This window comes from Kineothrix sp. MB12-C1 (assembly GCF_030863805.1).
Taxonomy (GTDB): Bacteria; Bacillota; Clostridia; order Lachnospirales; family Lachnospiraceae; genus Kineothrix.
On record NZ_CP132957.1, the window covers coordinates 841,818 to 867,649 of the forward strand.

Consider the following 25,832-nt stretch of genomic DNA (forward strand, 5'->3'; position numbering starts at 1 on the left):
AAAGATCTCCTATGTCCTAAGGATTAAAGCATTAATTCCTTTTCTAAAAAACTAATACCTTTTCTAATTTGTTCTTTATTTATTGAGTAATAAAGTCTTCTACTTTTCCTCTGTATAGTCACTAGGGATGCACCAAATAGGAAATCCATATGATAAGAAACAGTAGCCGTGGTTATTCCGAGTTGTTCAGCAATTTCCTGTCCATAGCTTTCATTTTTTATTAGAATTTTAATAATATCAAATCGTGTTTTATCTGAAAGTACCTTATATATATTTAGATGTTTATCTATATCATTTTTATTCTTCTCTTCTTCTACATATCTTTCAAATATTAATCCAATAAATATATGAATACTTCTATCTCCAAAATTGTAGGATGATATCAGATCAAAGATCGAATAATTTAAGTGAACTTCATCATTTTGTTTTAAATTAATAAAGCTTAGATATTCGTCAATAAAATCTATTCCCTGTTCTGATAGTTTTTCATCTATCCACTGAACAAACTCTTTGTAGACTTTCCAATATTTCTTTTTTAGCCCTTCATATAGGGGTGAATATTCTTTTATTAAATTACTGAACTTTTTTATATAATATTTCGGGTCTTTAATAAGCGAAAGTAAATACCACTTTTCATCTCCATTGAAATACATTTTCTCTATTTTTTCCAATGCAATATTTAAATACGATTCTTCCTTATAATTTATTAATTCTTCAAACTCCAACTGTTCAAAAATTGAGATCCGTAAATAATCTTCGCTTTGCTGATCCAAATATTTGAAATATTCATCCAAATCCTTACTTTTGAATATGCAGGTGGGATTTATAAAGATATCCTTAGTTTTCATATTCATATCTACAAAATATTTACCTTTACGAAAAATAGGATTCTCCAATAACTTTCTTATATCTCTTTCCATCTCATCGTCTAAAGTAAGATTCCATTTTTCTTCCATCTGATTTTTAAAATAATTATAATTTGAGATGATCATAAAACTAGAAAGTATACCGTATAGATCATTAAATTCCTTATTAATAATTAAATTCATACTATCAACTCCTTATATTAGACACTTATCTTATATAATCATAATATAGATATATAATATTGTCAATAATAAATCAATTATTTATCTAATCAATATTCCAAGTAAATTAGATGAATATATAATATACTTAAATTAAAAAGTATAGTTATTGGAGAAATATCCAACAACTATACTCAAATATTAGTAAATATAATTATTCTAAATTACCTTAATATCATATAGATATATGGCATTATGATGTATAAACCTTGTCATCATCCCAGGGGAATCTTATGCTAATTTCATGAAATCATGCTGCTTTATTTTTTCTATAAAGACCGAAAACAACAGCGGAAGCACAAATGCAGTTATTGTAACTACCGGAGGATGAGCTTTTGTAAAGCTTGTATATACAAACCAGAGAAACCATAATACACCCATATGTAAAATATATATATATAACGTACACCTAGAACCCAGCCACCAAACAATTCCCTTACTTCCTACGTTAGGATAATATAGACAAACAAGAACAACAAGGTATATGAGCACCTCAATACTTAAGTATGGCACTCCGGTATTTTTCCGCATGAAATACTCAGCCACAACAAACACACTAAAGGCCGCCGCCGCACTAATTAATATGCCCGGCTTAATTTTTTCCCAGATTTTTTGTTTATATCTGCGAATCAAACACCCCATCATAAAATAAGGCAATGTTACAAGGAACACATTCCTGTATTTTATGAAATCCCCTCCTCCATAGTAAGAAAGATAAAGATAAATACTCAAAAATACCGGCGCAAAAAATAAGATATTTTTATAGAACTTAAGCTTTGTCAGTACCAGCATCAGCACAAGAGCGTAAAACAAAGAACCCAAAAACCAAAGATGATCTGCTACGGGCGACTGATTATAAAGCAATAGGTTTACAAGACTTGTGTCATCGACCTTCCTGTAAATCCCCACAGAGATGATTCCCAGCTTATTTCCGATTAAATATAAATATACATATAAAAAATTAGCGCCCACACAGAGCATGAAAATACGCTCTGCTTGTTTCTTGATTCTTTTCTTAAAAATCTCTGTTTGATCGGAAAAACAAAAATAACCGCTTATTACAATAAAAAAGGGAACTGCCATCTTCCCAAAGCAAAAGAAAACTTCCCCTGCCTTTCCTCCAAACGGAGAATGAATAAACACTACAAAGAAGGTCATTAAGAGCCTCATACAATCAATAAAATATTCTCTTTGGCTTCCTAATTTAGTTTTTTTTTGTTCTTCTATACCCTCTCCGCTTCCTCCGTCCGGTTTTTTGCCCAAAATAAGGGCAATAACCTTTTGGTCAAATGCATGAAGCAGGACTGCCAATGAAATGGATAATACGTATACAGATATTATGTAAATAAAATCATCTTTGATTTTTATTTGATCTCTTAGGTTTATGATAAATAAGTTATGAATAATATAAAGCTCAAATGCAATTTTTCCCAAAAAAGAAAGTAAATTATTTTTAAATTGAAGTTTCATCGTAACTAAGAAAAATGTTACGACCATAAAAATAATCATCGGAAGCTGACATGACAACGTCTGTATTTTTTCTAAATACCCCGGATGGCCGTCCCATTCTGCCCAATAACCTTTTGTTTTTAACATATGTTGTGTTAATGCATAGAAAACACCGCTTCCTATCAGACCGATCGACAGCCATACCCAATAAATCTTTTTAATATTTACAATCAGAGCATCATAGTATCTGGCGAATGTCATCCCAATAAAAAATAAAAAGATACAATTATACCACCACTCACCTTTCAACCATGCACCACCGCTTTTGGTCTGGAAATCGTGTCCAAGAAACAAACTTACTATCATAAGAGCAATAATAAATACTCCCATCAAAAGATAAGCGGCCTTTTCATTTTTTAAACCTTTAAAAAGAATGTAAAAGATAATATATAAAATAAAAATTTCCACAATAAACCAAAGCTGTGTGTTTAATAAAATCCATCCCGTAAGAGCACTGATTAATTCTGTTGTTGTAAATGTTTCCCCAAACAATATGGCAGTCAAAACAAATATAGTATTTCCTGTATAAAACGGCACTAAAATCGTTGACAACCTTTTAGGGAGAAAGCCTTTTAAATAATCCTGTTTTGTTTTTAGACTTGTATACACTCCATAACCCGAGCAAAAGAAGAACACGCCCACAAAAAAGACACCTATATCGCACATGAGATTCAGTACTCCCCTATCGATCTTGCCATTTTGGGTAATAGCTTGCGCTAAATGATGTAGTATGATGCCAGCCGCACAAAATCCCTGCAGCCCCTTCATAACAGACAGCGAAAAGGCATCTTCAAAAAATTCCTTTTTCGTTTTCCCTCTTGCTCCAATAAGCAATAATACCAAAAGTAAGATCATAAATATTCCAAGTGACATCCCTATCCCCTCCTATTTATTATAATATTTTCTACCCCAATAATCCTTTTTGTCCAATACCCATAATTTTATTTTATAGATAGCCATGGCGGCTAATATTGTTGTAACAAACACCGCTATAATATATAAGGCTTCATTTACAACGGCAAGTTTCAAAAGAACTATGATGAATACATTGTTAATTAGTATGACTTCAAGCGAAAGCCTGCCTAAAAAATCCAATACTTTGTTATAGAACGTAATTTTCATCATAAGCAATAAAATTACCGCAACAGAACACACGACCATGGGGAGCTGAAAAGCCAATGTTTCAATTTTTTCCGCATATCCTTTATAAAACATATTTTCAATCCAATAGCCTTTTTCTTCAAGCAATCTTTTTGACATAAATCCAAAAAACGAACTGAGAACAAGAAGCATACTCAAGCATAAATAATACCTTTTTTTAATCCATGGCAGCAATTTTTCTTTAAAACGAGCAGCTAGCAAGCCCATAAAAAATACGAATGTCGTATTATACCACCATTCTCCCCTGAACCAGTTGGCGATTTCATCGGTCGTCAAATCATGTCCCAGCAACAAGCTGCCGGCCATCATGGCCACGATGCAAACTCCCATAATCGTATAAGCCATTTTTTCCCGCTTGATAAAACGAAAGATAAAATAAAACAGAAAATACAAAAACATAATTTCCACGGCAAACCACATTTGAGAATTTAAAAGCTTCACTCCGATAAAGGCGTACAGCAAATCACTCATTGCATATTTTCTTCCCATCAGAAGCATCGTCACCATATAGGCGTAATTACAAATAAAAAAAGGAACCAATACGGTGAATACTCGCTTTTTTATAAAGCCTTTTAAATAATCTTCCTTTTGATATAAGCTTGTAATAAGACCATAACCTGACGCAAAGAAAAAAAATCCTACAATAATAACCCCTGAATTTTCAAATATGCTCAACACACCTTTATAACCTAGTTTAGACGATAATACGATATACATATGGTGCAGGATAACACAAACTGCTAAAAATCCCTGAAATGCCTTGCTTTTTTTCAAACAAAACATCTCTTTCGTATAATCTCCTGCCGGAGCTTTTTTTGCTCCATAAAACAACAGCAGCATAAGCAATGCGAGAAGCACCCAGCCTACTATTTCATTTTCCGATATTTTCTGCACTTCAATAAAGCCAGATACCCTTAAGAAAATGCACCACACTATAAACATAAAAAACGCAGTAATCACTTCTGTCTTTTTCATACTCCATTCACTCCCTTTCTTCGAATTCCGGCTCATTTATGTAAAAGTAATCTTGTTGCTCATCGAACTTCCGGTTATCCTGTACCGTTTCCGGTACCGTTGTAAAGGAAATAATATTTAGTATAATAGAGATAAGAAGCATAAGGCATACAATACAAAAAATCATAATATACTTGCTTTTTGTATGCTTTCTGGATATTTCCGCATCTGAAATTGCAATGGAATCATGAATGAGCTGCCTGGCATCTTCCGTCGATATACAACGATCTTCCTCAATACATTCTCCCTTTAACAATTCCATTACCGTTATATCCAAAGCATCGGCTAACGGCTCTAAAATTGAAATATCAGGAAAGCTAAGTCCTCTTTCCCATTTTGAAACTGCCTTATCGGTCACATACAATATCTCTGCCAGTTCTTTCTGGGTCATATTTTTTTCTTTTCTTCGGTTGGTGACAAATTTCCCAAATTTGTCTTTATCCATGGATTTCTCCTTTCTATCTATGTTTATTCTATCTAACCCTACTTAAAAAGCTATCGACCATCAGTAGAATTAGAATTTTTACGGTAATTTTTATTTCTGCAAGCTACGTGCCTCCTATTACATGAAAAACAGCTCACATATTTTGATTGTTCATCAAATCATGTGAGCTGTCAATAATTCCTTTATTTTTTATTTGTCTTGCTTATTATCCTGCATATTATTTGCCTTATTATGCCCTGCTTTTGCCTTGCCCTGAATCTCCGGAACAGGTCCCGCTTCATTCTTTTTTATTTTCATCTTTTTGTTACTTTCTGTTCCATGCGGCTCCTTTGGATCCGGTCTTTTCATACCTGCTTTAGCCATAAATTCACCATCCTTACCTAACAACTTTTACTCAATTATCATCTGCAGAAAATATAAATTTACTCATTATTTAGCCGAATAATATAAACAAAATGATTACATGCATCTAACACCATTATTTATTCTCATAAATTCTGATCCTCATACTTAAGTTCGCTCTTAAAATAACTGGCATATATCCTGATAGATGTATTTCACCCTGAAAACCTTGGCGTGGCAGTGAAAAAAATATGCAGCTGATAGACATAGTAGCATGAATACCACAATAAATTGGGATTTGTCACATCCACAACCTACCAAACATTCTTGTGTATTCTTTCAGTTATAAAGTATTCTTTTTGCTCCACATATGAAGCATTTGCACTTGCTTTTCCCACAGCTATAAAGCACGGCATAAGGTAGTCCTCTGGGAAATTTAAAACTTTTCTTGCCCAATCTCCCTCATCTCCTAAAGGAATACGCAAAACAGATGCATATCCCTCAGCAGTTATTGCTAGAAACATATTCTCAATACAACACCAAATGGACGCATAGCCATTCAAGTGAGAAAGATTTTCTGGATGCAATATATTCGTCTTTTGTTTAAACAATGGAACAATCACACAAGCTGCCTCTGCTAACATTTGATACTGTTTTGGAATTGCATCTTTGTAGGCATTTTGCTGACAATTATCATTTAAGTTCCAGTCTCGTAATATGGCATTAATATCATCATCAGATATTTGCTCTGGTATTTTATTGATTAATTTAGCAACAGTATACTTATCCTTAATAACAATGAAATGCCAATCTCTCATGTGGTCATTTGTAGGTGCTTTCATTCCTGCTGAAATAATTCTTTCAATAACCGCATCATCTATAGGCTCGTTTTCAAAATCTCTAATTGTTCGTCTTGAATTAACTACATCATAAAAATCCCTCATAATGCTACCTCATTATATTCTTATTAATCTGAGTAATATAAATCCATCATGTATTTTTAGTAAGTCAAATAGGCTAAAAAGTATCCCAAGGATTTAAGCCTCTGGTTCAGCTCTGATAATGTCAACATCAACACCTGTTACATACTGATTAGATGGCTGCTATCATGTAGAAATCACGGATCTTTGACTAACTTTGCCCCGGAGTATTTCTACAGTGTATATAATTAGTCATACAAGTGTTTTTCAATAAATGCCAAGCTCTTTTCTTGAAGGGTTTTTAAGCCTTGCTCTTCGATAGGAAAATGTCCTGCATCTTTAAGCATGTGTATTTCTTTCTCACATTCAATTTTATCGTAAAACAGGCGGCTTAAGGATACAGAAGTCCATAAATCATTCTCTGGATGAAGAAGGCAAAAAGGGATATTAAAATCTCTCGGCTCTATTATCACATTAGGATGAAGCATGGTATATAAAAAGTCCAGAGAAATTTTTGCACCGGATGATTTCTTATCACTCATAAGTAGCTTTGCTAACTCTTTATTGTTTACTATCGCTTTCATGTTTGCAACCCATTTTATAGGGATGCGAATATTAGAAAACCACTTTTTGATACTTGCTGCAATAGGAAGTCCGAAACGTACAAGATACGGATTTGACGCAGTTTTTTCTCTTACAGTTTCCAATCTTTGATCCAAAATACATGTTGCTAACACACCCCGTATTGAGGGCGCTTGACAGGCGACCTGATAAGCTAACATTCCGCCTGCACTAAGGCCAAATAGAAACATAGGGAGCTTTTCTTTAGCATAATACTCTGTTATTTCAAGTCCATCCTTCACCCACATATCATAGTTAACTGTGCCTGTGTATTCACTATACCCATATAAAGGCATATCTGGGCAAATCACTTTATATCCACTTTTAAAAAGTGGAACAGCCAAAAAGGAAAGTAGCCGCCCATTTCCCCCAACTCCATGAAAAAGAATGATGATACCTTTAGGGTTCAGTAAGGAATAAATATCTAAATGTATCCGATTTCCATCTTTTAAATGCAAGAATATTTCTTCTGGTTCTGTATCTGAACATAGTCTATTGTCTAACGGAAGATAATCCTGTACTTTCCGCCATACATCGTCTTTTTTATACATTTATTTGTCCTCCATGTTTAATGCGGATGGGTAAAATCAAGAATCTCAATAAAGGGCCTTCTATTCTCATATACCCATTTTTATATAAAAACGGGGTTCACAGCAAATACTCTTTCATTACTGATGTGTGAGTAAGCGTCATAAGATTCTTTAAAACATTCACCGTATTCATTAATCACCTCCCTGTCTAAATTTCATCGGGCAAACCGTTCTATACCGGATATTCAGCACACATCTGCTTTTTCGTCCTCAAAGCAGCAGAATTTTTTCCATACAAGCAGTACCGCATTATCCTTTTCAACATATTTCACATTGCAGTATTCTGAATTAAATTCGTTCTCATTTTGGCCATATGACTACCTCCATTTCTGTATTCTCTTTGTCATAATACAGCTAATTCATATGAACCAATTCACTTCATAAAATCAGCTACCGCTTTTTTAATTTCTTCGTCATGTCCTGCCATCAAATGCCCACCGCTTTCAAAGGAAATAAAAGTACAGTTTGGAAAGCGTGGCACAGCCTTTTCTGTGTCTAAATAATTTGCCATTTTATCATCCTTTGCATGGAGAATAAGCGTTGGAACCTGTAAAGATTCAATCGGATAGCTGTCAAAATTTCTTGCCATATCGGGGTTGGTAACGGAAGCATCCAACACCACACCGTTTTTTCTGTCACCGCAGGGGAGCATACTGTAAATTGTAGACGGCTCCATGCCCATGATGGGGTCAAACAGTGGACTGATTAGAAACATGGTGTAGTCATTGCACAAAAAGGCGGGTGGCCCGGCGTACTCCATATATTTTTCCGGCTTTTCTACATATGGCATGGCAGAGCAATATAAGATTAGTCCTTCCGTCCGTTCGGGATAATCCAATGTAAATCGAATTGCCGCTGTTCCTCCGGCGGAGGTCGCAAGAGGATATACCTTGTCAATCCCCAAGCTATCTAGCAACTCTACATAAGCTGCAGCTTGTTCTGATGGTGTTCCACCACCCATTACATCACTGCCCAAATATCCAAAGCGTGATGGGGCAAGAATTCTATAATCATTGCTAAAATCCTTACAGGTGTCATAGCCTTGGTCATAACCACCAAATATACCATGCATGGATAGAATGACTTTAGCATCATCTGTGACGTCATCGGGGATAGTATCAATATAGGTCATATCCCCATAGCTTAAGTCAGCAGTCACTGCGTTATATGTAGCAAGGCGTTTCTCGCCATCTTTGACCGCTATGCCGCACCGTATTCCTTGGACAATCAAATATATTGCAAGGGCAAGCAAGATGCCGCCCCCGATGTATACCCACATACGTTTATACCACACCTTTCTAATGGATTTTTGCATTTTTTAACCCCCGTTGTTCAATTACTATTTTCTTATTCATAGGTTTTCGATACCTCCGCAGGCGATTCTGTATTAACGCCATTAAGTAGCATATTAACCAGCTTTACAATAAACGTCTTGCGAGATTCGGCGGTATCCATCAGATACCCAATCATCGCACCGCCGTGTTGATTCGCTAAAAATGCGGCTTGTATAGCAGTAACAAGTACAAAGGAAAAAAGATTTTTATCGGCTTGGCTCATACTATCTCCCAAAACATCACAGATGCTTTTTTGACTTTTTACCGTGTTGCTTTCATCTGATTGGTCTGATAAATCCCCAAGTATCGAAATGCGAGAAATAGCAGGGTTAGCAAATAAAAACTCGAATACTTGTGATGCTGTATAGGTCATGCGTTCTTGTGGGTTTTGCATATGGCCAACGTTTGGCTTGAAGCCATCAACCACTTGCCCAATAATCCGCTGCACACAGATGGCAATGAGATTTTCTTTCGTTTGAAAATGATAGTTGATAAGTCCGTTGCCGACCCCCGCTTTTTCTGCAATATCACGGGTTGTAATTTCAGCGGCATTGCCATTGCTTGTTTGTATTAAAGCAATCGTCACATCAATAATGCGCTCTTTGACTTCTGTAGCCTTTGTGGATTTTTTCATGTCAACCTCCCTTGTACGTAGATTTGAGCAGCGCTCAATTATATTATGCTGAGCATCGCTCTAATTGTCAAGAGGACTACCGCAAAGTTTATCACGATATTCCTGTCAATTCATACCATATAGCAGAGGTGATTTTTATGAATTCCTGTGAATTAGTTACTTTTATTTCCTCCGTCGCCTGTGCAATCTCCAAATCATACAGCAAAGAGGACGTTGCCATGCTCTCAGTTATTTTTTCACAACTCGGGGATACGCTATCCACAATTCTTACTCATGATGAGATTTGCAGTCCGAGCGATTCGGAATAATATATTGCTTTAAATGGTACAGCATCTACATACTACATTTGTAACTTCTATAGCAGCCCTCGGACAACCTATTTCAACCTGCCAAATGCAACTTTGAATAATATCCTTCTACATGCAGATAATAACGGTATTAATTTTAAGGAGAATAGTTATGGCAAAAGATTCACAAATTGACCCCAAAGCAATTCGTAAGAAAAAATCACATGGCGGGCCTACTATGGCTGAAAGTGCGTTAGACGGAGAAAGCAGAAATGCCAAAAAGCAGTCCGGCAGCCGCCATAAACCAGGTAACGATAAAAAATAAACTTTTATACAAAGGAGTATATTATATGAATCGTGATAAACTCATCGCCCAAGTAAAAAATGAATATGCACGAATAGCCTCTTCTGAGTCCCAGCAGCATTTTCACCAAACCACGACCGAATTGACACCTGAAGCTTATTATGAAAATCTGCTAAGTAAGGCTATCAGCGAAATTAACAATGGAACCTTCGATGATTTCAAATCAGGAGAGGACGTAGTAACTGCTATTGCAAACGATAAAACTTGGCTATCAGGTTGGAAAGAACTTTAGAAACAAATTTTATAACTTTTATGTTAAAATTAAAACCGCAATTGAAAACCGCAGTCCCTTTTTACAGAGGATTGCGGTTTTCTTAACTATCCCGTCACTTTCTTTATGAACTTTTCAGACAATAATACCATCCAAACCACCGCCAATAAAATCGAGATGATCAACGAAAAATAATTGTTAGACTGCATTGTTTTTGCCATCCAAAATGACGGCAATATCGCTACAAAATATTGCGCTTTTCCGGCCACAAAATATGGTACCAGTGCGCCTAAACTAAAAAGGGTAGCCATTTTCCCAACCGCCATTCCCTCGACCTTATTTGTCGATAGGGCCACAATAAGCAAGGCTACGACAATACCTTGAATAGTTCCGGCTAATGCAATTCCCGTAAGTGTCAACATATCCGTATTTGAAAGATGGAAAAGCACAGATACAAAAATACTGACAGGGAATGAAATAAGCCCTGTAACTCCTAATCTTGAAAGCAAATATCCTGTTTTTCTCAAAGGGGTTACGGCCAGGTAGGCAATCATATGGTCGTCCGCTTCTTCCAATATTACCATAGCAACAACGTAATTAAGCATAGAGGGCGTCAAGATAATAAGGAAAAGGTCGAATAATTCATAATAAGGGGTTAATATTTCATTCACGCCTAAATGACTTGTTAGTAAATCCTCTATGATAGGAGTAATAAACCGAAAAACTGTTCCGGCAAGAAATGGAACAAAGGCAATTATCATAAGCATGGCATCCTGTTTCATCTGCCGAAGCATTTGTAAGAAGCTAATACGAATTGCATTCATAACTTGATACCCCCAAGGCTTCTCCACATTTTAGCTGTTGCACGTTGAGCAACAATGAATAAGCATACAATTACAATTAAGAGTACGGCAATGTCATACAGAGGGTCTTGACTGCTGTTTGATATTAAGGCAATGCTTCCGTTCAATGGATACCACTGCATAATGGCTGTTGGCACGAATAAATAAATGATAGGCGGCACGAAACAAATAATCTCCAATGGGACAGTCGCAATTATGTATTGGTTCAAGCTGCTTATTTTTGTTGCTACAATCAAGCCTAATAAGGTGAAGATGATCGAGGTCAGCGCCGTTGTGATTAAAACTACCGGGATATTTTTAAGTCCTCCCATAAGTGCAAGCACCAAGGATACAAGCACGGATATAAATACAAGCGATACTGCTTTCGCCTTTATATATTCAGAGACTTTCACTGGCGATACTGCCAGGGCATTCAATACCCTTTGACTTTTTTCCAATAGTACAATGGCCCCCATGAATAAAAGCCCCATCGCCGCCGGATCGGAATAAATCATAATACTTGCTGCTTTTTCCCGCCATGTCTCCGGGAAGATGAGAAGCAGGAAAACATATAAAGTACTAAACACTGCGTAAATAAAGTAAAATCCATATTTAAATTGAAAGCGAACATCCCCTAGTATCATTTTTACCAACCTCATTGCAACGCCCTCCCCGTAACCTCAATAAAAATATCGTTCAAAGTCGGTTCGCTGCTATGAATGGATAATATGCGGTTTTCTTCTATCAGATTTATTAATGCCTTATCCTTTGATATTTGGGAGAGCAAACATTCGCCTGTCTTCTCCTGGCCCTCATAATAAGTATACCTAACTTTCGCCGCCCCTTTTTGCATAATAAGGTTGTGCGGGCGATCCAACGCCTTAATGCTGCCGTTCACAATAAAGGCTACCCTATCGCATAGTTCCGTTGCGTCCGTCATATTGTGTGTTGTTAAAAATATCGTTTTCCCCTTTTCTTTCTGCTGTAAAATCATATCTTTCATCAGTTTGCTGTTAGCGGGGTCAAGGCCGCTTGTCGGCTCGTCGAGGAATAATATAGTAGGGTCGTGGAGCAATGCCTTTAGAAAATTCAATCTTGACTTCATACCCTTTGAATAATCGGCCACCTTTTTGTCCGCGTCATTCTGTAATCCGATTTCTGCAAGCATTTCATCAATCGCCCTTGTTTTCTTAGCGTATAGTGAATTGAAAAATTGGAGATTTTGCCGGGCGGTCAACTTTTCGTATAAAGTGGAATATTCAAAATCCACACCTATATTTTCATAAAAGTGGTTATCATGTTCTTTGCACTCAATACCGCCTAACTTGACGCTCCCTTTATATCCTGTAATTAAACCGGTAAGTATTTTTTGCAGGGTCGTTTTCCCCGCTCCGGATGGGCCTAAAAATCCGAATATTTCTCCCTTGTCAACATGAAAATTCATATTTTCAATAAAGGGCCTTTTTGAATAGCTAAATGATAAGTTTTCGACTGTGAGCATAATTCCATCTCCTTATTTGACTCGTTTGTTCTTAGTAGTCAGAAAAAGCCTAAAATTTTTATGTGATCATTTGCAACACTAAACCTCTAATGGTAAGTTTTAAGGCATCGTTAAAAAAGTCTTCTCCCATTTCACGTTTATAGACCATCGTAATAAAGAGATTTCTAAAAGCGGTCGCAAAATGGTCGGTATTGATATCAGATGAAAGAGGTAAGAGTTCTCCTATACTTTTTATCATTGAACTATCCTGAATAAAATGGTTTTGCATAACTTCTTGTGGTAACTTTCGATACAGCAATTCTATTTCGCCTGTGGTAATAAGGCGCAATAAGCCTATTTTATCAGTAATCAGAAAAGAGTTATATATTATCTCCGTCAATTCATCAGTTGTAGCATGCCCGTGTAATGCCTTAATCTCATCAAGCATTTGCTGCTCAATAATTTCATGCTGCTCTATTAAAACCTCAAACAATAAAAGCTCTTTTGAGTCATAAAATAAGTAAAATGTGCCTTTGGGAATTTTAACGCGCTCCACCAATTCATCTACAGTTGTGCGTCTTATTCCAAAGGTTGAAAGTAAATATGCAGCCTCTTCTTTTAGCCTTTTTTTGATATATGCTCTTTCATCATCAGAATATGTTTTTGGCAAAGCTAATTCTCCTTTTTGACCAATATGTTTCTAATAGTCACAATAGCATCCATATGCTAATTTGTCAACGCTAATATTATAAAAAGCCATGAACCAGTAATTCGTTACCAGGAGCATATCTCACCTTCTATACTGATTATATCATCAATCGGAATTATGGTACCATCGATCATAACAATACTCCGCTCATATTCACTTATCTTTTTAATCTTATTAATGACCGTAACATAGGTACCGCCATCCTTCTTTCCATCGGGTTGAAAATAGGTGATTGCTATTTGAGGATGTTCTTTCATCCGATTCGCTATAATTTGCAGCCTATTTCTCAAAGCATCCTTTAAATATTCATCTAATTCCACTCTCTTATCGGTTTGCCTTGCCGTTTCTTTGATGGCAGCATCATGTCCGGTCAAGGCGGCGAAGGGAGAAAACTGAGCCGCCCGGTCAATGGCTGCCATATGAGGCCGTGTCTTAGAAATATAGTGCGGTAGTTGGATGATGTCATCATATTCCCTCATCATGCTCTGTGTCCTCCAATCTGCTTGTTCCGAAGCATTCCCGTAGCACCTTCTTCCAAATTCATCCCCTTCAGCACGGCATTCTTTCCGTATTTTCTTTTTATTTCCAGCATCGCTTTCTGCACCTTTTTTTCTCTTGCAAGCTCGGCTTCTTCCTCCTCCTTTTTCGCTTGTACCGCGGCATAATCTGTGAAGAGATTAAGCTGTTCAAAACTGTCCATCTTTTGGATACTTGTCTCATCCACAACATGATTGGCTGCGATATTAACCCTCCGTACCAGAAGATTTTTGTCAACGATGCGCTCAAACAACTCTGTAACAGCTTCCATAATCAATTTAGTAGAAGAAGTCTGTCTGCCAAGGTTTACCGTACCATGGGCAGACTTTGGAACGGAACGTCCATAACGATCTATGGTAACCTGCCCACAATATAATTTCTTTCTATTTAAATCTGATAAATTCTCGATGTCATATCCAACTGTCAAAACAAGCTGATCCGTTACAAGCCTTTTATCCACAAGATCAAGTACAAGCAAATCCGTCATTTCCCGTATTACCAGCTTCGCTTTGCCAAAAGGATAAGCATATTGCAGAACCTGACCTGAACCAATACTGTTTGTGCTCGGCTTATAAGCTTTAATATCTGCAATGGTACACGGTTCCCATCCCCAAGCATGGTCAATCAACAATTCTGCATTAATACCGAATAACCGGTACAATAAGTCTTCGTTATAATAATCGTTAGGCCTACCGAGAGAGCATTTCGCAATATCTCCCATGGTAAAAAGTCCTTGTTCCTCCAGTTTCTTGGCATATCCTTTTCCAACACGCCAAAAATCAGTGAGCGGCCGATGTGACCACATCGAATGTCGGTAACTCATTTCGTCCAATTCAGCGATTAGTACACCATTGTGATCCACCGGAATACACTTCGCCTGAATATCCATAGCGATTTTACAAAGGTACAAGTTCGTTCCGATTCCGGCGGTCGCTGTAATACCTATGTTTTTCCGAACATCCTGAATCATTTTCGTGGCAAGCTCACGGGCGGATAACTTATAGGTGTCCAGATAATCGGTCACATCCATGAACACCTCGTCGATGGAATAAACATGCATGTCTTCCGGGGCGATGTACTTCAAGTAAGTATTATAAATCCGCGTGCTGTATTCTATATAATGAGCCATTCTCGGAGGAGCTGCAATATAGTCCAGGGAGAGACCCGGTGAGGCTTTCAGTTCAGTGTCGTCGATGGAGGCGCCTGTAAAAACTCGCCCCGGTGCTTTTTGCAGCCGTTCCGCATTTACTTCCTTGACCTTTTGCACGACCTCAAACAGCCTAGCCCTACCGGAAATACCGTATGCTTTGAGGGCCGGAGAAACAGCGAGGCAAATCGTCTTTTCCGTGCGGCTTGCATCGGCCACAACAAGGTTAGTCGTTAGAGGATCAAGTCCTCGTTCCTTACACTCAACCGAAGCATAGAAAGATTTTAAGTCGATTGCAATATAGGTCCTGTTCTTCATATCTATTCTACGATTGCCTCCTTAGAAAATTATTTATTTCAGAAACCAAAACATTTGTTCTCTATATGTGATATATTATAGCAAGAACATTCGTTCGTGTAAATAGGAGTCTAACTATTTCCTGCAACTTCCAGTTCTAACATGGCAACTCATATTTTTTCATACCTAATTTAGCCTTAGGTTTTTAATAGAAATTAAGGAGCAGCCTTTCAGCTGCTCCCCTTCTGGAAATTTGTGACTATGAATAACGAATTAAACCGCCATTTACGTGGAGTATCTGTCCGGTAACATATGCCGAATCATTCGAAGCTAAATAAACATATGTCGGTGCAACTTCATAAGCAACTCTGGACGTTGTACTGATTATAGAACTGCCATATTTCAAATGAGGTAATGCAGCCTTTGTCATATAAAAAAGCGGATAGACATTCGTGCGGAATGTGTTATCCAGTTGCTCGTCCGATACATCCATTATATCGCTGGTATATGGTTGTACCGCTGCATTATTCACTACTATATCCAATTGTTGATACGTTTTAATAGTATGCGCTACTGCTGACTCAGAGGTGGACGAATCTCGTAAATCTCCGGGCAGAAGCTGGCAGCTTGCACCAAGTTTCTCCACATATTCTTTAGTTTCTTCTGCATCCTCATGCTCATTCAGGTATAAAATCGTAAGATTTGCACCTTCTTTTGCAAAGGCTACCGCAATCGCCCTGCCGAATCCACTATCGCCGCCTGTAATTATAGCTACCTTTCCTTTCAATTTGCCACTTCCAACATAATCCGGAGAGTCAAAAATCGGCCGGGGATTCATAAGATGTTCAAATCCTGGGGGATTCTGGTGTTGTGACGGGAAAGCAATTGGCTGGTTTACTTCCTGCTTTTTCATACCGATATATTCATAATGTTGATCCATTCATTTTCCTCCTGCCTAAAATATATTCATATTTTCAGGATATAGTATTTTTCTTTTTTATCCTTCTCAAGAGTATATTTAAGTATTCAGCCAAAAATCACATTAATAAAAAACCCATATTTACCGTTTGTTTCCCAATTCCACTAGCTTTAAATAATGAGGGATTTCTTCCTTGATAGGGGATATCCTAAACGGTGCACGATAACAGCCGCAATGCCATTTTTCTTCATCTTCAAATATATATTTCACGCCGTACTTACAAGTACCATTTATTCTGTTTTGACAGCCTTTATCGGTTTGCCTAAAAATTTCCACTATCCTGTCAGAGCAGCCTTTCAGATATTCCATGCATTTTTCCGCATTCCGTATACGCAATTCTAACATCAAATCTCCCTCAAATGAGGTAATGGCAAACTGATAGGTTGCATTTGACCTTTTGTCATAATATCTTATACTTGGCCCTTCATGATTATCAGCCTTGTCTGTACTAAAACCTTTATCCATCAGAATTTTGTCCATCATTTCAACAAAGTCTTGTTCTTCTTTTTTGTGCAGCTTATCAGACACATAATAAATTCCTTCGGCTAAATTGCAATGCGTTAAATCATCCTTGAAAATCTTATAATTCCAACTTATAAAACCGTTTCTAAATACCACGGCGGGAGAAAAATGATTTTTTACACCTTTCAGCTGGGTAGTCATAACTTTTTTTGCCGCTAGAGAAAGAATTAGCAATACGTTGCGGTTATCTGGATAATCCACCTCGAAATACTTTAAAGATGGTGTGATCTTATTATCTTTAAGACCTATAAATATAAATCCATAATCAGTTAAAGCTTCTATTAAAAAAGTGATTTTTTTCACCTTGTTGATTGCCCTAAGTTTTTCCGCATCGATAATACATATGTTATTTTTAAACTCAGCGCACTCAAACATATACAGCATGAAATGAAATATATCCCATGGCTTGGACCTTGTTTCCCGTGCCTCTTTGGAAAAATAATTATATTCATTATGTTTGTATAATGGGAACCCAAAGCGTTCCGGATGATATGATATATCGGTATATATTTGATAAAATATATCATGCACCTGTTGGAAGGCCGCTTCAAATTCTTCAATATCCATAATATGTAAAAAATCTTCATGTACTTCAAACACTTCCGGTACATCAACCAATTCATTGCGGCGTACCATCGCCCATTTACTGATGATATACTCACTGTTCATAACAAGTTTCCTTCCTTTCGCTGCACTAAAGGCACTAGTAATAAAAAAAGATAACGCCATAGTCCTATTATAACAATGAAGGTAATAGTTCCTAGTATACTAATTACATTTCCATATATTCGCCTCATATGGGCGCAGGAATGAGGATGAATCCTCCGGATAATTGGACAGCAAGCGAATTCCCTCAGGATATTTTGTTCGTTTCTTATCGGATGAGCTTAAATTTATTTCAATATACAGCGTTTCCCTTCCATCCTTACGATAATAGGTAAATAAATCTTTTTCCTTTTGATCACTAAATAGCACATCTCCATAATAAATAACACTATGCTCTTTACGCAAAGCGATTAATTCCCGGAAAAAACGAAGGATGGAGTTCTTATCTTGAAGCTGTATCTCTACATTGCAATTCTTATAATCCTCATCCATCATAATCCACGGCTCCACGTTAGAAAAACCTGCATATTGCTGATCGTTCCACTGCATGGGTGTTCTGGCATGGTCTCTGGAACCGGCCAATATCTTTGCAAATGCCTCTTCTTTTTTCATTGTGCCGCATAACTCGTCATAAAGATTCAACGACTCCACATCACGAAGCGCTTCGATGGATTTGAAGTTTTGATTGATCATTCCAAGTTCCTGCCCCTGGTAAATAAATGGCGTGCCTCGCAGTGTAAGCTGTATTACGGCCAAAAGCTTACCCAGAACATTCCGATACCGTGGGTCCGGATTTATTTTAGAAATCATGCGCGGATTATCGTGGTTTTCATAAAACATCGATGGCTGACAATGATTCCCGTAATTCTCCATCCAGTCAATCATATAGCTCTTTAGATAATTAAGGTCATATCGATAATCATCAAAACGTGTATGTCCCGGCGTTTCCAGATGGTCGAAGGAGAATACCATGTCCAGCTCTTTTCGATAATCGGCAGTCAACAGCTTGCTCATTTCCATTCCTGTCCCGGGAGTTTCTCCGACCGAAAAAGCATGATATGGGATAAATACCTTCTCTTTCATATCATGCAGATATTCGTGAAGACGAGGTCCATAGAAATAATGTTCTACCCCATGATATCCCATAAGCTTGCCGATGCTTTCATTTCCATCCGGCAGGCCGCTGCGCTTAGAAATATAATTAATGACATCCAGGCGGAATCCATCCACACCCTTTTCCAGCCACCATCTTACCATATCATGGATCTCATGACGCAGGGTTTCATTTTCCCAATTTAAATCCATCTGTTTCTTCGAGAATAAATGCAATGCATATTGTCCGCGTTCTTCAACATAGTTCCACGCACTGCCGCTGAAAAATGATGTCCAGTTATTAGGCTGATCTTTAAAAATATAATAATCTCCATATTTGGAATCCGGTTCATGAATGGCCTTCTGATACCACTCATGTTCATCTGAGGTATGGTTCACCACAAGATCCATAATAAGCCTCATGCCACGGTTATGAACCTCAGCTAACAACCTGTCAAAATCCTCCATTGTTCCGAACTCGGCCATGATTTTATGATAATCTCTTATGTCATATCCATTATCATCGTTAGGGGAATCATAGATCGGTGAAATCCAGATAGCATCGATCCCCAACTCTTTTATGTAATCCAATTTACTTATGATACCCTGGAGATCGCCAATGCCGTCTCCGTTGCTGTCTTTGAAGCTTCTGGGATAAATCTGGTAAAATACGGCTTCCTTCCACCAAGCTTTCAGAATGGACTCATCATCGCCTTTTACTGTTTCCTGTTCCGTATTTAAAAGGGTAAGTAACGTATCCACAAAACCTTCATCCAAATGGCCTTTAGACAGCTTCGGCAAATTCTTTAGCTTTAGATTCCCTACGATTGGATTAGTAACTGCCTTTTTGCTTATATTCATTTGTAAAAGCACCCGATCGATAATGTCCCGTCCAATCGGATTGGTATATACATCTTTGATACGACTTTTCTTTGTCAGCATAAAACCTCACTCCTATTCTCTATTTATTTCACCGCGAGCAGCCAATTCCGATATTATCGTATCATACATCTGCTTATCGATCTTGAACTTCTTATCATAAATCAGGTAACCGGCCACAATAAAGATAAGCGGTAAAATCAGCATTGCCAGCTTCATAATTAACAGCCCGGAATCCGTAACATCCTCCGGTGCCGGTGCCGCATTAATACCGGAAACGATCAAAGTCACACCAACAATCCCATTGGCAATTGCTCCCCCGATTTTATTGATGAACGGCTGTACAGAGAAAGTGATGCTTTCATTACGACGACCCAGCTTCCACTGTCCGTACTCTACCGTATCTGTCAGGAACATCAGCATCAGCAACTGTATGAAAGCCTGACCGGTAAAAAGAAGGATGCCGGCCACGCCGATAAACAACATGTTCATCGGTGAAAGGAAGAATATTACATACCCGACTACTACAAGTATAGTCGCGAAGGCATATAAGGTCTTTCTGCTGTATTTTTTTGAGAACAGAGGAAATACAGATAAGGCTGCCAGTTGTGAGACTCCCAGAATCGCAGCGAACACTGAGTACATTCCTTCATTTTTAAAAGCATATTTAAAGAAGTAAACTCCAAAAGCGGTGGTAGTGCAATAACCGATCATAAACAATGCCATGGATATCGCCGTAAATAATAGCTGGTCGTTCTGGAATAGAATTCTGAACATTTCCTTTAATGAAGTGGACTCTTGTTTCACATTAATATTTTTATCCTCCTTCACTCCGAATACCGTAAACATAAGAAATGCCCATGTAATCAATACGATTGCGATTACTGTAATCTGCCAGGCTCTTTTATCTCCGCCTAAGGCGCCTGTAACAGGCAATATGCCAACTACGGTCGTAAATAAGCCGATATTTGCACATATTCTGGCAAAAGAACCGGTTTTCTCACGTTCCTTTTGGTCGAGTGTCAGGGACGGAAGCATTGACCAATAAGCGATATCATTGGCTCCATAGGTTAAGTCCCAGAGAAGATAGATCACTACAAACATTATTATATATCCTGCTCCATTTAGTCCAAAATCATGGAACAATAAAATTGTAAGAATACCGCCAAGAATAGCTCCTATCACGATCCACGGTTTAAATTTGCCGAATCGTGAGCGGGTATTATCTACTAAAAATCCCATGACTGGATCATTTACGGCGTCAAATATGCGAAGTATGGTCATCGCTCCTGTCATCCACCACATAGTGGAATCCGGCAAATCTAAAATATCCGTCAAGAAGAACAGAAGGTACATGCTTACCATTGTATAAAGCATATCTCTGCCGATAGTTCCAAGGCCAAACATATAACGATTATGATTTCTTTCTGTTTTTGCTCCCATATTTACCCCTTTTCTATGCATACATATTGAATATAAAGGCTACTTTTGCTGTTCATTTTCCGTCTCTGTAATGTAGCTTATCGGAAGTTGCTCTCCAAACTTCTGATAAAAGGGGCGTAGTTTGCCCCGTAAATCTGATTATAGAAACGTGTCTTTGGTTTCTATAATATACATATTCGACCCGAAATCACCGAGCATTCGTACGCTTTCATGATAACCCGTCCCGATAAACTGCTCGCATAACGGTATTCCTGCTGCAAGTGCCTCCGAAGAGCAGGTATAGGTTTCCACACAATCTTTCAGACTATAATGACGATTGACTACCCGCATAATTACACCATCAGGATTTAACTCCACAGGTGCAACGTGTTTTATCAGTCCACCAAAACGCTGGATATAAAGCTTTTGTGGTCTCGTACGAACGGTATACCTTCCCTCTTTCAGGCCGACCACCTTTAGCTTGTCGCTGCTTTCCGCTGCGGTAGCTAGAGTTTGAAAGAAGCCGGTGAGGGCGGTTTCCTTGTCCTCGCTTACCGTTTCCCATATCACTTTATTAAATTTATAGGATTTGACCCTATAAAATCTTCCATATTGAAAAATTTTCCGATACTGCTTATAGAATGCAATTTGCTCTGCAATGTCTTTTCTTTGCTCCGGCGACAAATACTTTAAGTCCAACTCATAACCCAGGCATCCGAAGCAGGCTGCATGGAAACGGGTTGCAAGGGGTGTTTCGCGTAGGGTTTGCTGATGGGGCGCCTGCGAAACATGCGCTCCCATGGTGGACTGCGGATAAAAATAGGATAAACCTGTCTGAATTTTTAACCTCTCAATAGGATCCGTATCATCAGAAGCCCAAATCTGCGGACTATAACAAAGCATGCCCAAGTCGAACCTATTGCCGCCGCTGGAACAACTCTCCAGCAAAATATGGGGTCTGGGTGCGAATACCCTGGTCAGCACCTCATAGAGGCCCAGAATGTAGCGATGGTAGAACTCACCTTGATTCTTCAAAGCTTCAGAAAATGCTTCCGCAATATGGCGGTTCATATCCCATTTCACGTAAGAAATCTTTGCCTCATCCAGAATACTGCTGACCTGTTCTACAATATAATCCCGAACTTCTTTTTTGCAAAGATTCAGCACCAACTGATTTCTCCCTAAAACCGAATGACGGTTGGGCAGCTTAACAGCATATTCCGGATGATTCCTATACAGCTCGCTATCCTCATTCACCATCTCCGGTTCCAACCAAAGGCCGAAATCCATCCCAAGGTTCCTTATCTTATCCGCAAAAGCCTTCATTCCGCCCGGTAACTTCTTGGGATTTACCCTATAATCTCCAAGTCCCGCTTTATCATGATTGCGGTCACCGAACCAGCCGTCATCCAGTACAAATAGTTCTACCCCCAGTTTTTTCGCATCCCTGGCAAGCCTCAATAGTTTTCCTTCATTAAAAGCAAAAAAGTGTGCCTCCCAATTATTAAGCAGGACCGGTCTTTCCTTCTTCTTATAGTCACCTCTCACGATATGCTCATTAATGAAATCATGCATATTATGGCTTGTTCCATTGAATCCCTGGCTGCTATAGCTCATTACACATTCCGGTGTTTCGAACTTCTCCTCCGGAGATAATATCCATTCAAACAAATGAGGATTAATTCCCATACATACACGAACATAATCCCGTTCATTCTTTTCCACCATACTATAATGATTACCGCTATAGATCATATTGAAGGCATATACGCTTCCATAGTCTTCATTGGCATCAGCTTCTGCTAATAAAAACGCAGGATTATGCCGATTACTGCTCGCTCCTGTTGTGGAAGAATTCACCGTAATTCCATAGGAAACCGGTCGCTTATGTAAGTTGGCTTCTTTAATCCAGCCTCCATCTAAGGTGTACATCTGAAAGCACTCATCCGGCATATCCATAGAAATACTCATAATACGGCGGATAGTAATCGGATCATTTCCTTCATTCCTTACAACCGCTCTTCTGCTGATCACATTCATTCGCTCAAATACCGTATAATATAAGTCAATAAAAATCGGATATGCCTTATCCCTTAATGTTATTTTTAGAGTCTGATCGCCCCCATAAGCCGTAGGCAATGCTTCCATCGAGACAGTGCCCTCTTGCACTTCATGACTTTCATAGATAAAATCGGTCACAAAGCTGCCGTCAGGCATTTTAAATTCCGTTGGACTATGGCGATAATCACCTCTTCCATTGTCCGACCATTCCAAACACATACTATCCAGACTATAGACGTCATCTTCCCTATTATAAAGAACACTGCTGCCAACTACGATTGACCGCTTTTGAGCCAGAACATCCGCTCCATCCGCTTTCCCCAATAGGTTTCCATAATAAATATGCTCCAAATGCCCATACTTTGTTCTGCCAATAAGATAGGTGGTACAATCCGTATCTAATCGAAAGCTCATTCCATCAATTGTAATCAAAGCACACTTTCCTTTCGTCTTTCTATATTTCATTAGGTAATTGCGAAACAGATAAGTTGTGAAAATTTCATACGGTGTTTATTTGTTTATACATATATTAATAGTGATATTTCAGCGGTTCTACGTATTCTCTATAAAGGTCTTCCGTTATCCCGCCTTCTTCAATCATTTTGGTATAGAACCTGCCTGAAGCTTTGATCGTTCTTTTCTGGGTCTCATAATCCACATGCACCAGTCCAAAGCGTGCACTTTCTCCTTCCACCCATTCGAAATTATCACAGTAACACCAGTGATAGTACCTGCTTATCGGAAGGTTGGACTGGCTTATTACTTTTAAATGTTCGCAGATATATTTCGGTCGAAATGTATCCTGATTATCGCAGGTGCCATTCTCCGTAATATAAATCGGCCGTTTTAAAAGCTGATAAATATGTTCCGTACAACGAATAAGCCCTTTCGGATAGATTTCCCATCCCAGATCATTCTTCGGCGCATCTTGCCTGACCCCATCGCCAAATCCGGATACGGTACTCCGTGTATAGTAATTAATCGCAATAAAGTCCAGATATTCGCCATGTGAGATATCTTTTGATCCTTTTAACGGCCATTTAAAATTACCTGTGGATATGGCCTCGGTGATAGCTCCTTGAAAAAACCAATCTAATAGCTTAGCACAAATACAGTGCCAGGGATTTCCCGGATTCTGCGTATCGAAGACACGGACGTGATTGGCAAAGCTCACCTTTGTATCATGATATCCCATGGACTCACGCATACTATGTATCATCCGGTAGGCATTAATATGGCAGACTGCCATATTGGACATTACCGAAACCGCCCGGGAAAATGATTTTTCTCCCGGAGGCCACTCCCCGAAGTAATAGGAGTTGGTTGCATATACATTGGGTTCGTTAATGGTTATGTACTCAGCAACAAGACTTCCGAATTCGTTTACAATGAGTTTTACAAAATCGAGGAAATATCTTATATTCTCTTTCTTTGTGAATGCCCCTTTCCGCTCAAACCACATGGGATTGGTGAAATGATGTATCGTAAGCAGAACGGTAATTCCCTGTTCCTTTAAATATCGTAGTTCTTCTTTATAATGTGCAATTGCCGTCTCGTCCACTTCTCCTTCATTGGGACATATCCGCGCCCACTCAATTCCCATCCGGTAATGCTCAATCTTCATCGACGCCATAAGATCCGCATCTTCTTTCCATAGACGATAATGATCCGTTGCACGGGCCGGATTGGAATGATCCTTGATATTTCCTCTCGTGTACCAGTCATTCCAGTTATGACCACACTCACCGCCTTCAATCTGAGTTGCTGCCGATGCAACCCCTAATGACAATTGATCTTTGAATTTAACTTCCATGTCCCCCTCCATTTGTCTATTTTAAATATATTTTTAGTTAATATATCTATTCCTTCTGCTAATTTTACTAAATTATATCATACAATTATCCAAATGAAAATTTTATAATTTATTCTTTTCTTCAATTCTATCTAATGGTAAATTCCATACAAAAATATACCCTCAATATGCTCCATAAACGCATATCGAGGATAGAATTGAGTTGAGATATTTACTTTTATTTTATACAAGCCTTGTCTAAAGTTTTTTGCCGCCAATGATCCTTAGCAAAATTACTATTAAAGCACTTCTGTTTTCCATATGTACCCTCCTGCCACGCGTGAAAGTGCAAGTAGAATAATTTATCTGCCGATAGTTATTACTTATATATTATTTATTTCTATATTTAATCGCCAAACCCTTCAAGAAATTCCTGGCGTACCGGTCCCCGCATTCCTTATAATTACGTTGTCCTTCTCTTCGAAGCACCGCGCTTAATTCACTATTTGATAAATTAGTCCCGGCATCTTTAAAAATATCGAGCATATCCTCACCTGTAAGGGATAGTGCAATTTTTACTTTCTTTAACAAGATATTATTTACAGATTTATTATCTTTGATCATAAAAGCTTGTTTCTCAGGTTCACCCGGTTTTAATTCCTGTTTTCCCCTTTTTAAAATGATGAAACCGTTTAAAAAAGACTCCAATATGTAATTACTGCATTTATTCATATCATCAGTAGCGTCAAACTCCTCCTTAGAGGAGTCAACATTACTGTCGTTTTTAGGCTTTGATAACATTTTTTGCAGTTCTTCTTTCGTTACGGTCACCCCGCCCAGTTTGAATATCTCTATCATATCTGTATCTTTAATATCCAAGGCATATCTTAATCTTATTAATATATCGTTGTTATTCATGTAATCCCTTTCTGCAAATTATATTTTCA

At 38.1% G+C, this 25,832-nt stretch carries 26 protein-coding genes and 1 pseudogene; 4 read left to right on the forward strand and 23 right to left on the reverse strand.

Annotated features, from left to right (window positions below; all coding sequences use genetic code 11):
* Positions 1 to 23 precede the first annotated feature (23 nt).
* The 10 genes from RBB56_RS04000 to RBB56_RS04045 all read right to left on the reverse strand — a co-directional run bounded on the left by RBB56_RS04000 (position 24) and on the right by RBB56_RS04045 (position 9,878).
* Positions 24 to 1,049 (reverse strand): ArsR/SmtB family transcription factor, encoded by a 1,026-nt coding sequence (locus RBB56_RS04000; protein WP_306721112.1) that lies wholly within the window; start codon positions 1,047 to 1,049, stop codon positions 24 to 26.
* A gap of 270 nt (positions 1,050 to 1,319) precedes the next feature.
* Positions 1,320 to 3,470 carry an acyltransferase family protein gene (locus RBB56_RS04005; protein ID WP_306721113.1) on the reverse strand — a complete coding sequence of 717 codons (2,151 nt, stop codon included), beginning with the start codon at positions 3,468 to 3,470 and terminating at the stop codon, positions 1,320 to 1,322.
* Between the two features lie 12 nt (positions 3,471 to 3,482).
* Positions 3,483 to 4,733 (reverse strand): acyltransferase family protein, encoded by a 1,251-nt coding sequence (locus RBB56_RS04010; RefSeq protein ID WP_306721114.1) that lies wholly within the window; start codon positions 4,731 to 4,733, stop codon positions 3,483 to 3,485.
* A 7-nt stretch (positions 4,734 to 4,740) separates the two neighbouring features.
* Positions 4,741 to 5,217, reverse strand: coding sequence for a helix-turn-helix domain-containing protein (locus tag RBB56_RS04015; RefSeq protein WP_306721115.1), 477 nt, complete (start codon positions 5,215 to 5,217; stop codon positions 4,741 to 4,743).
* Between the two features lie 189 nt (positions 5,218 to 5,406).
* Positions 5,407 to 5,580 (reverse strand): hypothetical protein, encoded by a 174-nt coding sequence (locus RBB56_RS04020; protein ID WP_306721116.1) that lies wholly within the window; start codon positions 5,578 to 5,580, stop codon positions 5,407 to 5,409.
* A gap of 293 nt (positions 5,581 to 5,873) precedes the next feature.
* Positions 5,874 to 6,503 carry a nitroreductase family protein gene (locus RBB56_RS04025; RefSeq protein ID WP_306721117.1) on the reverse strand — a complete coding sequence of 210 codons (630 nt, stop codon included), beginning with the start codon at positions 6,501 to 6,503 and terminating at the stop codon, positions 5,874 to 5,876.
* 224 nt (positions 6,504 to 6,727) lie between these two features.
* Positions 6,728 to 7,651 carry an alpha/beta hydrolase gene (locus tag RBB56_RS04030; protein ID WP_306721118.1) on the reverse strand — a complete coding sequence of 308 codons (924 nt, stop codon included), beginning with the start codon at positions 7,649 to 7,651 and terminating at the stop codon, positions 6,728 to 6,730.
* A 412-nt stretch (positions 7,652 to 8,063) separates the two neighbouring features.
* Positions 8,064 to 9,005 (reverse strand): alpha/beta fold hydrolase, encoded by a 942-nt coding sequence (locus RBB56_RS04035; protein WP_306721119.1) that lies wholly within the window; start codon positions 9,003 to 9,005, stop codon positions 8,064 to 8,066.
* Positions 9,006 to 9,037: 32 nt separating this feature from the next.
* Entirely contained in the window at positions 9,038 to 9,658 is a 621-nt protein-coding gene (locus RBB56_RS04040; protein WP_306721120.1) for a TetR/AcrR family transcriptional regulator, read from the reverse strand.
* A 91-nt stretch (positions 9,659 to 9,749) separates the two neighbouring features.
* Positions 9,750 to 9,878, reverse strand: a complete 129-nt coding sequence (locus RBB56_RS04045) for a hypothetical protein (protein WP_306721121.1) — start codon at positions 9,876 to 9,878, stop codon at positions 9,750 to 9,752.
* Between RBB56_RS04045 and RBB56_RS18480 the strand changes: the two genes are divergently transcribed.
* The 3 genes from RBB56_RS18480 to RBB56_RS04060 all read left to right on the forward strand — a co-directional run bounded on the left by RBB56_RS18480 (position 9,877) and on the right by RBB56_RS04060 (position 10,541).
* Positions 9,877 to 9,966 (forward strand): DUF6774 domain-containing protein, encoded by a 90-nt coding sequence (locus RBB56_RS18480; RefSeq protein WP_306721122.1) that lies wholly within the window; start codon positions 9,877 to 9,879, stop codon positions 9,964 to 9,966. The genes RBB56_RS04045 and RBB56_RS18480 overlap by 2 nt on opposite strands.
* Positions 9,967 to 10,117: 151 nt before the next feature.
* Positions 10,118 to 10,270, forward strand: coding sequence for a hypothetical protein (locus tag RBB56_RS04055; protein ID WP_306721123.1), 153 nt, complete (start codon positions 10,118 to 10,120; stop codon positions 10,268 to 10,270).
* Between the two features lie 25 nt (positions 10,271 to 10,295).
* Positions 10,296 to 10,541, forward strand: coding sequence for a hypothetical protein (locus tag RBB56_RS04060; RefSeq protein ID WP_306721124.1), 246 nt, complete (start codon positions 10,296 to 10,298; stop codon positions 10,539 to 10,541).
* 86 nt (positions 10,542 to 10,627) lie between these two features.
* On the opposite strand, the gene RBB56_RS04065 is transcribed toward RBB56_RS04060, so the two are convergent.
* From RBB56_RS04065 to RBB56_RS04110, 10 genes are all read right to left on the reverse strand, one after another.
* Positions 10,628 to 11,344: an ABC transporter permease gene (locus RBB56_RS04065; RefSeq protein ID WP_306721125.1), complete on the reverse strand. Its 717-nt coding sequence runs from the start codon at positions 11,342 to 11,344 to the stop codon at positions 10,628 to 10,630.
* Positions 11,341 to 12,021: a fluoroquinolone export ABC transporter permease subunit gene (locus RBB56_RS04070; RefSeq protein WP_306721126.1), complete on the reverse strand. Its 681-nt coding sequence runs from the start codon at positions 12,019 to 12,021 to the stop codon at positions 11,341 to 11,343. The genes RBB56_RS04065 and RBB56_RS04070 overlap by 4 nt, the downstream gene beginning before the upstream one ends.
* Positions 12,018 to 12,863, reverse strand: coding sequence for an ABC transporter ATP-binding protein (locus RBB56_RS04075; protein WP_306721127.1), 846 nt, complete (start codon positions 12,861 to 12,863; stop codon positions 12,018 to 12,020). The genes RBB56_RS04070 and RBB56_RS04075 overlap by 4 nt, the downstream gene beginning before the upstream one ends.
* A gap of 58 nt (positions 12,864 to 12,921) precedes the next feature.
* The gene (locus RBB56_RS04080; protein WP_306721128.1) at positions 12,922 to 13,512 is read right to left on the reverse strand and encodes a TetR/AcrR family transcriptional regulator; all 591 of its coding nucleotides are present in this window, start codon (positions 13,510 to 13,512) and stop codon (positions 12,922 to 12,924) included.
* 104 nt (positions 13,513 to 13,616) lie between these two features.
* Positions 13,617 to 14,033, reverse strand: a complete 417-nt coding sequence (locus RBB56_RS04085; RefSeq protein ID WP_306721129.1) for a hypothetical protein — start codon at positions 14,031 to 14,033, stop codon at positions 13,617 to 13,619.
* On the reverse strand, positions 14,030 to 15,553 hold the full coding sequence (locus tag RBB56_RS04090) for a Y-family DNA polymerase (protein WP_306721130.1): 1,524 nt from the start codon (positions 15,551 to 15,553) through the stop codon (positions 14,030 to 14,032). Before RBB56_RS04090 ends, RBB56_RS04085 begins: the two co-directional genes overlap by 4 nt.
* 238 nt (positions 15,554 to 15,791) lie before the next feature.
* Entirely contained in the window at positions 15,792 to 16,472 is a 681-nt protein-coding gene (locus tag RBB56_RS04095) for an SDR family oxidoreductase (protein WP_306721131.1), read from the reverse strand.
* Between the two features lie 120 nt (positions 16,473 to 16,592).
* On the reverse strand, positions 16,593 to 17,702 hold the full coding sequence (locus RBB56_RS04100; RefSeq protein WP_306721132.1) for a hypothetical protein: 1,110 nt from the start codon (positions 17,700 to 17,702) through the stop codon (positions 16,593 to 16,595).
* A gap of 99 nt (positions 17,703 to 17,801) precedes the next feature.
* The gene (locus RBB56_RS04105) at positions 17,802 to 19,673 is read right to left on the reverse strand and encodes an alpha-glucosidase (protein WP_306721133.1); all 1,872 of its coding nucleotides are present in this window, start codon (positions 19,671 to 19,673) and stop codon (positions 17,802 to 17,804) included.
* Between the two features lie 12 nt (positions 19,674 to 19,685).
* Positions 19,686 to 21,053, reverse strand: coding sequence for a glycoside-pentoside-hexuronide (GPH):cation symporter (locus RBB56_RS04110; RefSeq protein WP_306721134.1), 1,368 nt, complete (start codon positions 21,051 to 21,053; stop codon positions 19,686 to 19,688).
* 89 nt (positions 21,054 to 21,142) lie between these two features.
* Here RBB56_RS04110 and RBB56_RS18600 point away from each other — a divergent pair.
* Positions 21,143 to 21,220 (forward strand): annotated as a pseudogene (locus RBB56_RS18600) (hypothetical protein); the annotation flags it as partial.
* Here the strand turns inward: RBB56_RS18600 and RBB56_RS04115 are convergent.
* The 3 genes from RBB56_RS04115 to RBB56_RS04125 form a co-directional block, all read right to left on the reverse strand.
* Positions 21,192 to 23,558 (reverse strand): alpha-galactosidase, encoded by a 2,367-nt coding sequence (locus RBB56_RS04115; protein ID WP_306721135.1) that lies wholly within the window; start codon positions 23,556 to 23,558, stop codon positions 21,192 to 21,194. The pseudogene RBB56_RS18600 and the gene RBB56_RS04115 sit on opposite strands and share 29 nt — an antisense overlap.
* 64 nt (positions 23,559 to 23,622) lie before the next feature.
* The gene (locus RBB56_RS04120; protein WP_306721136.1) at positions 23,623 to 24,906 is read right to left on the reverse strand and encodes a glycoside hydrolase family 1 protein; all 1,284 of its coding nucleotides are present in this window, start codon (positions 24,904 to 24,906) and stop codon (positions 23,623 to 23,625) included.
* 369 nt (positions 24,907 to 25,275) lie between these two features.
* Positions 25,276 to 25,803, reverse strand: coding sequence for a DUF1456 family protein (locus tag RBB56_RS04125; RefSeq protein WP_306721137.1), 528 nt, complete (start codon positions 25,801 to 25,803; stop codon positions 25,276 to 25,278).
* Between the last annotated feature and the right edge of the window lie 29 nt (positions 25,804 to 25,832).